The sequence below is a fragment of the Enterococcus larvae genome, from assembly GCF_017830045.1.
In the GTDB taxonomy this organism is placed as follows: Bacteria; Bacillota; Bacilli; order Lactobacillales; family Enterococcaceae; genus Enterococcus_L; species Enterococcus_L larvae.
The window spans coordinates 72,634-85,396 of record NZ_JAEDXU010000013.1 but is presented as its reverse complement, the minus strand read 5'-3'; the positions used below and the strand labels follow the sequence as shown (position 1 = coordinate 85,396).

Sequence of the window (12,763 nt, the reverse complement as noted above, 5' to 3'; positions counted from 1 at the left end):
AGTCAGCTAATTAAATGATCAATTCTTTTTCTTCACGTATTGAGTCATAGAGACTTGCCAGTGCCACATGGTTATATGGAATGACCCATAATAAACCAATCAGCAAGGCCATTGCACCGACAATATACCAGCCGACAAAAGATAATTCAAGGAATAAATATTGCTTGAAATTTCCTTTCATCAAAGCAAGTGCTTCCTTCAAGGCTGTACCAACACCAAACTCAGGATGATCGATTTTTGTCCAAACTGCAAACTGGAAAACACCGCTGACGAATAGAGAGATCAATAGCATCAGCAAAGAGAAAATGAACATCACTGCGGCAAGGAAAAGGTTGGATGCCATCTCATTTTGGTACTGGGTGACAGAGACAGTATCGAACATCATGCCCAGATAAACCGTTGTTCCGAATGTAATCAATACTGGCAGCAGTACCAGCAAGCCAACAACCAGCTGAACAACATACTGCACTAAATTGATCAACAGCATTGGCAGATAATACTCGCCTTTAAATATAGATAGAACCATCCCTACTTCGATTGAACGACCTCTGATTACTTGCAGAGCCGCATTATACAGCCCATAAGTCAAAGCAAAGAAGATCAGGTTATTCAGTATAAAATTAATGAATCTCCCGCCTGTACTATCACTAGCTACGCCCGTCGCATTACCGATAAACGTACTAACTACAGTTTCTATCAGTACACTGACTAAAACGATCAGCGCCATTTTCCCCCATTTACCGGAAAGCGCATTTCTAGCCCGCTCTCTATGCATGGCATTTGTCATTTGATTTTTCATAAATTTAAAGCTCCTTTGATTTCTTTAATATTCTCTGATTTTACGTACAGTTTCCTGATCCAGACGTTTCACAACTTCTGTTACCAGCTTCACTGTATTCAGGTAATCATCTTCATGAATGATCGAAGTATGAGAGTGCAAGTAACGAACGGGAACCGTGATAGCTAAAGACGGCACACCATTTCTCGCCAAATGCATTTGCCCGGCATCGGTTCCGCCCCCTGCAATCACTGTGTATTGGAAGGGGATATCATTTTCTTCCGCTACCTTGATCACAAACTCTTTCAGCTTTTTATGAGGAATCATCGATGCATCATAAATCAAGATTTGCGGTCCTTCTCCCAATACAGAATCAGCTTCCTCCGGCGTCATTCCCGGTGTATCTCCAGCCGTTCCAGTGTCTAATGCAAATGAGATATCTGCATCAACTAAATTCGCACTTGTCCGTGCCCCTCTAAGGCCAACTTCTTCCTGAGCATCACTACCTGCAAACAGAACATTCGGATGTCCCGATGCTGCCAGATTTTCCAATACCTTGAGGGAAACTGCTGTTCCGATTCGGTTATCCCAGGCTTTCGCCAACATGAATTTTGTATCATTCATTCTGCGATATTCGATATAAGGCGTGATCATATCACCGGGTCTGATTCCCCATGATTTGACCATTTCATCACTGGAAGCACCCACATCAATGAACATATCAGCCATGTCATAAGGCTTGTTGCGAACCTCCGCTGTCAACACATGAGGTGGTTTTGAGCCGATGACACCATGAAATACTTTGCCATTTGCTGCTGTGATCTGCACCTGCTGCGCAAGCATAACTTGTCCCCACCAGCCGCCAAGTGTCTGAAATTTTATAAAGCCTTTTTCAGTGATTTGAGTGACCATGAAACCGACTTCGTCCAAGTGTCCTGAGAAATAGACCTTCGGACCTTCTTTATCCCCAACACGCTTAGCAATGATACTTCCCAGTCCATCATACATGATTTTATCCGCAAAAGGCTCTGCGTGCTTTTTGAAAACAGCTCTCACTTCATCTTCATTTCCCGGCACCCCATTTGCAGAAACCAGCTCTACCAGTAATTCTTCTTCCCGTTTATCCAATACAATAGCTCCTCTCAAAAATCTTATCTAAAATATTATAACACTCATTCCTCAATTAAAAATAGAAAAAGCACAGAGTAGATTTTCTCCTCTATCCTATATGCAGCTTAGCTGTAAAATGGGAATCTGCCGATTCATCAGCGAGTCTCTGACAATTCAGCAAACACTGTTGTCAGGTCACTCTTAAACGGATTGCGTACCAGCTGTGGAACCAATCGAAAAGCTATCAACTCGGTTCGTCCTTTTCTACTATCCAGTAATAGATTTTCGATGTCAGTACATAATAAACAATGTAAATCAGCAGCAGCACCCCACAGGACAGGTACGCCAGTCGATAACCAGGACTTGGAATAAGCTGATTGAATAGATGGACAGCAAAGAATGCGTGAAGGATTCCCAGCAGCATCGGAAAAAAGAAAATGATGATATTTTGCCGATAAATCAGCTGACGAATTTGCTTTTGCGGAATGCCCAGGCGATCCAGCAAACGGTAAGTTCCTCGCTCACGCTCTGCTTCTGCAAATTGGCGAACCATCAGAACACTTCCGGAAATGATCAATGCAAAAATCCCCAGAAATAAAACGATATAAATCAATGCACCCAATAATTTCCTGCTGTAAACCAGCTCAGTCAAACGGCTGCTGTAATTCAAGGTCCAGATTTCCTTTTCTTCTAGGGTCTGCTCAGCTCCACTTTTTTGAGATTGTTGAGACACGTAGCCTGACACAGTATCCCCCTCTTGCTTCAAATCATAATACATGGGAAACTGCCATTCTTTTACAAATTCTTCTGAAAGACGATTAGCCAAATCAACATCCTGACTGTTTCGGAGATTGAAAGCCGTTAAGCTATACGCGGCATCACTGCCTATTTTATCAAAAAGATGATCACTTACTACGATTGTCGGACGATTGTACCGAAGGAGCGGTTCTCCTAAATAATCTGGAGTCTTAGCAGTAACTTTGATCGTTGTTCCATCAGCTAACTGAAATATAGGGTCATACCGAACAAGCGACATCGAGCGATCATCAAGCTGAACTGCCTGATGGTCATCACTTAACTTGATTGTCTTTAAATACGGATTGATTTTCTGATACTCCTGATAATTGGATAATGACAGAATATTGATTGGTTCAAGGACCGTCGTCCCCTCTTTACTGATGGAATAATGGTACTGGCTGCCCACAAGCTTAAAGTTCAGCTGAACAGATTCGGAAATTTCATCCTGTGTTCCTATGCTTTTTTTCACTGTCTCATATAAGCTGCTGTTGACCATAAAATCAGTTGGATTTGTTGCATTCACATGATCCAAACTTAAGGTATAAAACGAAGCAGAGCCTCCTATCACACCAAGTGAGCATGCAATGAATATCGTTATGGTTGTCAAGGTATTGCTTCCCTTATACAGATGCAACCGAGTGTTTCCTGCAACCAGCATCGACAGTCCTTGATAATGCCCCGTCTTCCTTCGGGTAAAGAAATGGATAAAAATATGGATTGTATATTTGAAAAACAGATAGGTGCCGATTGCACACAGCCCCACTAAGACAAAGGGCAATAGTAAAAATCCAATGGTACCCAAAACCGGATTGAATAATAAAGAAACGACTCTGAGAGAAAGGAAGTAGCTGAATAAAATCAATGCAACGCCCAGAACACCTAATATTGCCTGTTTTCCTGTCAGTTTCTTCGCTTCTATCACTGGTCGCTCTTCTTTCTTGAAAAAACCGGACAGTTGATAAGAATAAATCAAATAACTGCTATGAATTGATACCATGAACAGCAGTAGGATAAAAACCAGCACGGTATTGATAATAGAAGGAATCGACAGACTTAAACTGCTTTCCACATTCAGGACCATGACCTTGATCAAAATCATGGAAAAGAGCTTGGAAAAAACAATTCCAAAGAAAATGCCGATCACTAACCCTGCCAGCCCCAGAAGATATATTTCTGAAAAAAACAAACCGGCTATCTGCCTTTTTTTCATACCAATCAATTGATAAATACCGATTTCCTTTGCCCGACGCATAAAGAAGAAACGGTTGATCGTGAACATGAAGCTCAGGATCATCAATGCTATCAGCAATGCGCCAAAGCTGAGAAATGCCTTCAGCGCAACTTCACTGCCGACGCTTTTCAATAGAACCTCGTCGTAAGAAATAGCGTTGAAGCTGTAATAAATCGTTACTGCAAAAATCATTCCTATAAGGTAAACAATGTAGTGGTAGTAGTTTAAGCGGACACTTTTCCACGATAATTTAGAAAGCATCAAAGCGTTTCCCACCTCCGATCGTCGCCTGCATATCGATTACTTGGTTGAAGAAAGCTTCTCTGGAGCCTTGACGAACAACCTCAGAGAAATAAGCGCCATCCTTGATAAAAATAATTCGATTGCAATAGCTGGCAGTATACGGATCATGGGTCACCATGATAATTGTCGCATCATCCTGCTGATTGATATCTGTCATGTACTGCAACAGCTCAGCAGCTGATTTGGAATCCAAAGAGCCGGTTGGTTCATCTGCAAAAATGATTTTCGGCTCCGTAATCAATGCACGTGCTGCAGCCGCACGCTGCTTTTGCCCAATCGAAACAGTGTTCGGATATGCGCTAAGGAATGAATCAATATTCAATAGACCAGCAACACGAGTCAGTCGCAGCTCCATTTCTTTAACAGGAACATGATCGACGGCCAGAGGCAGCAGGATATTATCTTTTATGTTCAACGAATCCACTAAATTGAAATCCTGAAAGATAAAGCCGATTTCCTTTCTGCGAAAATCACTAAGCTGGTTGCTTCTCATTTCCAAGATACTTCTGCCATTGATCTTTACACTTCCGGCAGTCGGCAGTTCGATGGTTGACATCACATTCAACAGTGTTGACTTCCCAGCACCGCTAGGACCCATGATTCCAACAAATTCCCCTTTTTCTACAGAAAATGACAGGTTATCCAATACACTTACCTTGTTAAGCAGGTACCCGTAAGATTTACTTATATGCTGTACATCAATAATTTTATTCATCCTATACGTCCGCCTATCCAGTTTATTGCTTTCATTTTACCAATATTTTCCATAACTGAACATTCTTTCGTATTCTTCCATCTTCCAATTTTGTAAGAAGTTCATTTGATTGATTTTTCACATACTTCACATCAACTATACATAAAACCACTCCACGCCTCCAAAAAAGTTCAAGGTAACACAAACAAAAAGATAGGAATTTCAATAGTCATTTTGATCCGCAAATTTCCGACAAAAATTAATTTTGTCATTGAATCCGTTTCAGTAAATTTTATTCAGCGTTCTCGATTCTTACAAACCTATATAAGGCTTGTTTTCATAGACTTTTCAAAACCGCAACACACAATATATAGATACCTTTCACTGTTTTTTAAAAAAAATAACACTATATATAGTTGAAAGAAGAATAAAATTGTTTTATGATAGATGAGGAATAAGTCATCGAGGAGTTGGAAATTTATGATGGAAATAGGACAAAAAGATTCATTAGGTACTACTGCATCATCTCTGTATGATATAAAGATCATCAAACGAGATGGACGACTGGTTGATTTTGATGACCAGAAGATTTATGACGCTTTGATCAAAGCTGAACAAAAAATTCATGGAAGACTGGAACCTCTGGCACATGAGCGAATTCAGGAAATCGTTGAACGGGTCGATCAGGAAATTTCCGAGCGTTTTGTTTCTGATGTAAAAATTTACGAAATCCAAAATGTGGTGGAACACATCTTATTGGAAAGAAACGAATACGCACTTGCAGAAGAATATATCAATTACCGTACTCGTCGTGACTTCGAGCGCAGCAAAGCAACAGACATCAACTTTACTATAGGGAAACTGCTGAACAAGGATCAAACAGTTGTCAATGAGAATGCCAACAAGGACAGCGATGTTTTCAATACACAAAGAGATCTGACTGCCGGGATCGTTGGTAAATCGATCGGGCTGAAAATGCTTCCTGCCCATGTGGCAAACGCCCATCAAAAGGGAGATATTCACTACCATGACTTGGATTACCATCCTTATACACCAATGACCAACTGTTGTTTGATCGACTTCAAAGGCATGTTGAACAATGGTTTTAAAATCGGGAATGCTGAAGTGGAATCACCAAAATCTATTCAAACAGCAACTGCACAGATTTCACAGATCATCGCAAACGTTGCTTCAAGTCAATACGGCGGCTGTTCTGCTGACCGTGTCGATGAGCTTCTAGCTCCTTTTGCCGAATTAAACTACTTTAAACATCTTGAAGATGCAAAAGAATGGATTGACGGCGAAGCTCGCCAAGAAGAATACGCAAAAGCAAAAACCAGAAAAGACATCTATGATGCGATGCAAAGTCTGGAATACGAAATCAACACTCTTTTCACCTCAAACGGACAAACACCTTTCACTTCCCTTGGTTTTGGGTTAGGTACCAGCTGGTTTGAACGTGAAATCCAAAAAGCGATCCTGCAAATCCGGATTAATGGTTTAGGCAGCGAGAGACGAACTGCAATTTTTCCAAAACTGATTTTTACACTTAGAAGAGGTGTGAATCTGAATGCAGAAGATCCCAACTATGATGTGAAACAACTGGCTTTGGAATGTGCAACAAAGAGAATGTATCCTGATGTCCTAAGCTACGATAAATTGATTGAGCTGACAGGGAGCTTCAAAGTGCCAATGGGCTGTCGTTCTTTCCTACAAGGCTGGAAAGATGAAAACGGCGAAGAAATCAACGTAGGACGTATGAACCTTGGCGTTGTTACCTTGAACCTGCCTAGAATCGCATTGGAATCACATGGCAATATCGAGAAATTCTGGTCACTACTGGAAGAACGTCTGGAAATCATGAAGGACGCGTTAGTTTATCGTGTCGAACGTTGTAAAGAAGCCACTCCGGCAAATGCACCGATTCTTTACATGTATGGAGCATTCGGTAAGCGTCTTTCAAGAAAAGACTCTGTAAATGAACTGTTCAAAAATAAACGGGCAACAGTTTCTATGGGCTATATCGGTCTCTATGAAGTTGCAGCAGCCTTTTTCGGCGGCGAATGGGAGAACAATCCAGAAGCAAAAGAGCTGACTTTGGATATCTTAAAATACTTGAAAACTCACGCAGACGAATGGGGCAACAACTATGGCTACCATTTCAGTGTTTACTCAACACCTAGTGAAAGCCTGACTGACCGCTTCTGCCGTCTTGATGCTGAAAAATTTGGCTCTGTTGAAAACATTACAGACAAAGAGTATTACACAAACAGTTTCCATTATGATGTACGTAAGAATCCAACACCATTTGAAAAACTGGATTTCGAAAAGGACTATGCGCAATACACATCCGGCGGTTTCATTCATTACTGTGAATACCCTGTGCTGCAGCAAAATCCAAAAGCTCTTGAATCTGTTTGGGATTACGCTTATGACCGCATTGGGTATCTAGGAACAAACACGCCAATCGACCATTGTTACGAATGTGACTTTGAAGGAGACTTCCAACCAACAGAACGCGGCTTTGAATGTCCGCAGTGCGGCAATCACGATCCTAAATCTTGTGACGTTGTAAAAAGAACGTGCGGCTACTTAGGTAACCCTCAAGCTCGTCCGATGGTTCATGGACGTCATAAAGAAATCTCTTCACGTGTTAAACACATGAAAGAATAAATAAAGAGATCATAACAGGTCTCTTACGCTTCAAAGAATAAGCCGAAAATGTCAAAAATTGTTCTATAGATTTTTGATGATTTTCGGCTTATTATCGAAGGGACATAGATTCGTCATGCCCCCTTTTTCTATTGGCGGTTTACATGATCACTAAAGAACTGATCTTTTTAGGTTGAGATCACTTGCTTCGATACATCTGATTTTACCTTCAGATAGACCAATTTACTTGCCAATATTGAAAAAGAAACGGGAAGCCTCCATCTTTTAAAAGAAAGACTTCCGCTCGACTCTCTGATTTTAAGAGTGTCAATGAAAGGATGATCGTTCAATGAATAATCCACACCCAAAAGAATGGCGTGCACAAGATTACAGTCAAAACTATATTGCAGACTACAAACCCTTCAACTTTGTTGACGGTGAAGGTGTTCGCAACAGTCTCTATGTCAGCGGCTGTCTGTTTGCCTGTGAAGGCTGCTTCAATAAAGCCGTCCAAAACTTTCGCTATGGCAAGCCATTCACACAGGAACTAGAAGATACAATCATCAAAGACCTTTCTCATGACTATGTACAGGGCATGACCTTACTTGGAGGAGAGCCTTTTCTAAATACTGAAGTATGTCTGAAGGTCGTTGATCGAATCAAAGAGGAATTCGGTGATACAAAGGATATCTGGTCATGGACCGGTTATACCTTCGAAGAGCTTCTGCTGGAAACATCCGATAAGCTGGAACTTCTTGATAAAATCGATATTCTGGTAGACGGACGATTTGAGTTGAGCAAACGCAATCTCAATTTGCAATTCAGAGGAAGCAGCAATCAACGAATCATCGACGTGAAAAAATCATTAGCAGAAGGCCAAGCTGTCATTTGGGATAAATGCCACGATGCCGAGATTTCTTATGAGCAAATCAAAAAATCCGAGCTTATCTGAGCTCGGATTTTTTTGCATTCGATCGCTATACCTTCAGTAAAAATTGACTCGTACTATTAGGTATGATACTATCAGCCTTATCAAAGGTGGGATAAAAATGGACACAATCATATTAGGTATTTTATTACTGAAGGAATCAACCGTATACGAGCTAAGAAATGCAATAAAAACAAACTTTACTTCAATGAGCAGCAGCAGTACAGGTAGTATTCAAGCTGCTATAAAAAAACTGTTAGCCGGAGATATGGTTACCTATCAAGAGCTTGTAGAAAATAGTGTGAATAAAAAAATATACAGCATTACCGACAAAGGAAAAGAATACTTTTTGGAAAAAATCGAGCATCCAATGAAGTACAAAGAAAAAAATATGGAGCTGTCTAAATTCTTTTTCATGGGCTTTCTTCCAGCAGAAAAAAGAATCCCTCTTATCAAGTCCTACATTCAAGAGTTGGAAAAAGAGAAAGCTGCCTTAGAACATATACACACAAAGAATTATGTTGAAAGACAAGGAGTGGAAGAATACAAGTCCTACTTAAAAGAAAGTAATCGACAAGATGACTTTACTCCCTTCTCATTCAACAGAAGCTTAGAAGAATTGATTACGGATATCGCTGATTATCAATACAGCACACTTGAGTTGGGACTGAAAAAAATTGATTTTGAAATCACTTGGTTCAAGGATCAGCTTAATAAAGCAACATCACAAAATAAGCAATAAAGCTATAGTGGAAATTCACTATAGTTTTTTTCTGCTTGATTAAATATTTTAGATACGTTACTATTAGATACACAAGAAAGAGGAATTTATATGATTGAAATAAAAAATCTAACAAAAACATTTCAAGATAAACATAGGGAAGTTATTGCTAACAAGGAAATAAATCTGACTATAAAACAAGGAGAGCTCTTTGGTTTATTGGGGCAAAACGGATCAGGAAAAACAACGATCGTCAATCAAATCATTGGTCTGACAAGCATCGATCACGGTGATATTCAAATAAATGGGTCATCTATTCGAGAAAGTCCTAAACTGGGACGCTTTCAATGCTCTGTACAAGTACAAGGACAGCTGTCATTAGGTTGGATGACTCCGAGACAAGTGGTCACACTCATGGGCGAATTAAGAAATGGGTCCCCAGAAGCAGTCAAAGAAGAAGTGCAGCGCTTGTTCCACTCTCTGGATATAGAAGAATATGCTGATACTCCTGGCCAATTCCTGTCTGGCGGAGTGAAACGTCTTACATCCTTCTGCATGGCGGTCATTGATTCACCTGATTACATTATCTTAGATGAACCGACAAATGATGTGGACCCTATCAGGAGAAAATACTTATGGAAGGAAATTCAAGCATTGACTAAACGAGGCTGCGCTGTAATTGTTGTTACCCATAATGTGCTCGAAATGGAGCAAGTCGTTGATAAGGTAGCCATTATCAAGCAGGGAAGGCTATTATGCTCTGGAACAACACAGGAAATCAAGAAGCTGGTTCCCAGCAACTTACAATTGACTCTAGTCCTGCAAAATAACGAGGCTGCAATTGAATCACCGATTTGGGCTGAGTTAACCATTCAGCAAGAGGATCAGCTGGTTTTATCTTTAACAGCAGAAAATATCGGAGATGCGATTGCTTGGGCAAGACTCTTACTAGAGCAGAAGCTGATCCAAAATTACCAGCTCAGTGAAGTGACACTGGAAGAGGTTTATATTCATTTAACAAAGGAGGAACAGGGACATGGGTTACCTACAACAAACGAAATATGTGTTACGTCTGCAAGCAGCTAGATTAGGAGGAACAATTGCTTTTTACGCGCTCCAACAAATCATAATTTCACTAGGTATCACTATTGGTTTTACTTTTTTATATGCCGAGATAGATAAACCTACGCTACTCTATCTGGCTACCGGAGCTCCAACGATGATTTTTATCATGAGCGGACTAACTGCTTTGCCGATGCAAAATGCTACTGCAAAAACAGAAGGACATCTCTCCTTTCTCAAAACACTGCCAGTCAATAGACTTTCAATCATCAGCGCAGACACCATCATTTGGGTACTCGTAATGATTCCAGGCATTATAATATCTACGCTTTGCGCGCAATGGCTGTATGCCCCAGGTTATGCTCTAAGCTGGACAGTTATCCCTGCATTCCTGATCTCATCAATTACTTGTATCGCCATTGGTTACGGCTTCTCCTATCTGCTAAGTGCAGAACAGACGATGCTTGTCTGCATGGTTCTGGCATTCGGAAGTCTGATGTTTTCTCCTATTAACTTTCCAATAGAACGTTTACCGGAGTGGCTTCAATTCCTTCATCGTCTACTGCCAATCGACGCCATGGCTCAAATTATACGAAGCTCATTTGCCCATACCAGCTTTTCTGCGTCTCCTATTGAGTATATTAAGCTGCTTAGCTGGTGTATTATCGGTTATGCTTCAGTTATCTATTTCATGAATAAAAAATAGCTCCTTCAGACAAACAATAAGAAAAGAACAGTGAAGAGTGCAACGCTTTTCTGCGTCTCCCTCTTCACTGTTCCGATTTATTTAGAATTTTTTAACAGCTATCCTAGCTGTACCTTACCTAAAAAGCTAAGGAAGTCGAATGACCAAAACTGATAGAGCCATCTGTCATCGCTATTTCCCAGCCAAAGCATTCTCCCCCCTGCAGCCTTCTTCCTTTATTCCGATGAATGGATTCTATCAAAATCGAAAGCTGCCATTATTGCTTCTATAAGCGGATATTTCTCCTTATTTCCAATCACTCCATATGAACGCGCTGAAAACTATGTATCCTTCTGCTCTCGCTGATTTTCCTTTTCCCATAGAGGCAATGTGATATTTTCATAGGTCAATGGGTCCAATGTTGTCAACGTGATCCCCAACAGCCTAATCCCATGTTCCAACCCACCCACCTCTTCCCAGATAAGGCTTGCCTGATAAAAAAGCTCCTCCTTCTCCACGATATAATGAGGTAAGGTTTTTCTCTTCGTAATAGTTGAATAATCTGTATAGCGCACTTTTAATACAATCGTTTTTCCATGCCGCTGCACCCGTCGAAGTGATTGCTCTACCTTATCCGCCAATGTACGCAGCTGTGTGATCACTTCATTTTCAGTTGCCAAAGGTGTTCCATATGTATGCTCTTTCCCTACCGATTTCCGATCCCTTGTTATACTGACTGGCGAATCATGAATCCCTCGGACTTTTCTGAATAACGAATAACCCATCTTGCCAAAATGACGAATCAAGGTCATTTCATCCATATTATACAGATCCTCCCCTGTATAGATCCCCAACTCATTCATTTTTGGGACAGTTTTCTTGCCAATACCATGAAACTTCTCAATAGGCAGCGCCTTTAAAAAACCTTCAGCTTCATCTGGAAGAATAACAGTCATCCCTTTCGGCTTCTGAAAATCAGACGCCAGCTTTGCTAAAAACTTATTATAGCTGACTCCGGCAGAACAGGTTAATTGAAGTTCCAACCAGATATCACGCTGGATCAGCTTGGCAATTTTGATTGCAGACTTACTATCGATTTTATTTTCTGTTACATCTAGGTATGCTTCATCGATGGATACCGGCTCTATGATGTCTGTATAGCGTCGGAAAATCTCACGAATCTGCTGAGATATCTCTGTGTATTTTTGATGGTCTCCTGCTTTGAATATAGCATGAGGACAAAGCTCAAAGGCTTTTTGTGCACTCATTGCAGAATGGATACCATACTTTCTCGCTTCATAATTTGCCGTGGTAACCACCCCACGCCCTCCTGTATCACTGGGATGACGGGCGATAACTAAAGGATGGCCGACAAGCTCAGGATGATCCCGCTCTTCTACAGAAGCAAAAAAAGCATCCATATCAATATGTATAATTTTTCTCGATGTATCGTTTTTTAATGGAAACCGTAGTTCACTCATCTTATAAGCCCCCTCCTCCCTCATTATAAACGAACGTTTGTTCATCTTCAATAGAGCAGTGCTTACTCTAAGAATCCTATTAAAGATTCATCATATGAAAAGTGACTCTTGTACCAATTATGTGGTAAAAGAAGTAGGAGCAACTAACGATTTTCTTATAAGATTTATGCAGCAATACTTAAATAAACAGAGTATAGGAACATAATTCATTCCCATACTCTGTTAATCAGATTCTATTCGTATATATGGTTTCCAATAAACTTAAGCTAAAAGCGAGGGGAATATTCCAACTGCCGGTTCCTGTTTTTCCGACAGAAATT

10 protein-coding genes are annotated in these 12,763 nt (G+C 40.5%); 5 read left to right on the top strand and 5 right to left on the bottom strand.

The window, feature by feature from the left end; translation table 11 throughout:
* Positions 1-10: 10 nt before the first annotated feature.
* The 4 genes from I6N96_RS18085 to I6N96_RS18070 form a co-directional block, all read right to left on the bottom strand.
* Entirely contained in the window at positions 11-799 is a 789-nt protein-coding gene (locus I6N96_RS18085; RefSeq protein ID WP_209558971.1) for a DUF975 family protein, read from the bottom strand.
* Positions 800-823: 24 nt separating this feature from the next.
* Positions 824-1,906, bottom strand: a complete 1,083-nt coding sequence (locus tag I6N96_RS18080) for a M42 family metallopeptidase (protein ID WP_209558970.1) — start codon at positions 1,904-1,906, stop codon at positions 824-826.
* 226 nt (positions 1,907-2,132) lie between these two features.
* Positions 2,133-4,178: an ABC transporter permease gene (locus I6N96_RS18075; protein ID WP_245187044.1), complete on the bottom strand. Its 2,046-nt coding sequence runs from the start codon at positions 4,176-4,178 to the stop codon at positions 2,133-2,135.
* Positions 4,168-4,935 carry an ABC transporter ATP-binding protein gene (locus I6N96_RS18070; protein ID WP_209558968.1) on the bottom strand — a complete coding sequence of 256 codons (768 nt, stop codon included), beginning with the start codon at positions 4,933-4,935 and terminating at the stop codon, positions 4,168-4,170. The genes I6N96_RS18075 and I6N96_RS18070 overlap by 11 nt, the downstream gene beginning before the upstream one ends.
* 459 nt (positions 4,936-5,394) lie before the next feature.
* Here I6N96_RS18070 and nrdD point away from each other — a divergent pair, with 459 nt between their 5' ends.
* From nrdD to I6N96_RS18045, 5 genes are all read left to right on the top strand, one after another.
* Positions 5,395-7,587: an anaerobic ribonucleoside-triphosphate reductase gene (gene nrdD, locus I6N96_RS18065; RefSeq protein WP_209558967.1), complete on the top strand. Its 2,193-nt coding sequence runs from the start codon at positions 5,395-5,397 to the stop codon at positions 7,585-7,587.
* 328 nt (positions 7,588-7,915) lie between these two features.
* Positions 7,916-8,518 (top strand): anaerobic ribonucleoside-triphosphate reductase activating protein, encoded by a 603-nt coding sequence (gene nrdG / locus I6N96_RS18060; protein ID WP_209558966.1) that lies wholly within the window; start codon positions 7,916-7,918, stop codon positions 8,516-8,518.
* Positions 8,519-8,615: 97 nt separating this feature from the next.
* Positions 8,616-9,236, top strand: coding sequence for a PadR family transcriptional regulator (locus I6N96_RS18055; protein WP_209558965.1), 621 nt, complete (start codon positions 8,616-8,618; stop codon positions 9,234-9,236).
* A 90-nt stretch (positions 9,237-9,326) separates the two neighbouring features.
* Entirely contained in the window at positions 9,327-10,301 is a 975-nt protein-coding gene (locus tag I6N96_RS18050) for an ABC transporter ATP-binding protein (RefSeq protein WP_209558964.1), read from the top strand.
* The gene (locus I6N96_RS18045; RefSeq protein ID WP_209558963.1) at positions 10,252-10,983 is read left to right on the top strand and encodes an ABC transporter permease; all 732 of its coding nucleotides are present in this window, start codon (positions 10,252-10,254) and stop codon (positions 10,981-10,983) included. The genes I6N96_RS18050 and I6N96_RS18045 overlap by 50 nt, the downstream gene beginning before the upstream one ends.
* 320 nt (positions 10,984-11,303) lie before the next feature.
* Here I6N96_RS18045 and dinB read toward each other — a convergent pair whose 3' ends face one another.
* Positions 11,304-12,443, bottom strand: a complete 1,140-nt coding sequence (gene dinB / locus I6N96_RS18040) for a DNA polymerase IV (protein ID WP_209558962.1) — start codon at positions 12,441-12,443, stop codon at positions 11,304-11,306.
* Between the last annotated feature and the right edge of the window lie 320 nt (positions 12,444-12,763).

Coding starts and splice junctions, on each gene's coding strand:
- dinB (WP_209558962.1), bottom strand. CDS start 12,443: ATGAGTGAACTACGGTTTCCATTAAAAAACGATACATCGAGAAAAATT.
- I6N96_RS18085 (WP_209558971.1), bottom strand. CDS start 799: ATGAAAAATCAAATGACAAATGCCATGCATAGAGAGCGGGCTAGAAAT.
- nrdG (WP_209558966.1), top strand. CDS start 7,916: ATGAATAATCCACACCCAAAAGAATGGCGTGCACAAGATTACAGTCAA.
- I6N96_RS18055 (WP_209558965.1), top strand. CDS start 8,616: ATGGACACAATCATATTAGGTATTTTATTACTGAAGGAATCAACCGTA.
- I6N96_RS18045 (WP_209558963.1), top strand. CDS start 10,252: ATGGGTTACCTACAACAAACGAAATATGTGTTACGTCTGCAAGCAGCT.
- I6N96_RS18070 (WP_209558968.1), bottom strand. CDS start 4,935: ATGAATAAAATTATTGATGTACAGCATATAAGTAAATCTTACGGGTAC.
- I6N96_RS18075 (WP_245187044.1), bottom strand. CDS start 4,178: ATGCTTTCTAAATTATCGTGGAAAAGTGTCCGCTTAAACTACTACCAC.
- nrdD (WP_209558967.1), top strand. CDS start 5,395: ATGATGGAAATAGGACAAAAAGATTCATTAGGTACTACTGCATCATCT.
- I6N96_RS18050 (WP_209558964.1), top strand. CDS start 9,327: ATGATTGAAATAAAAAATCTAACAAAAACATTTCAAGATAAACATAGG.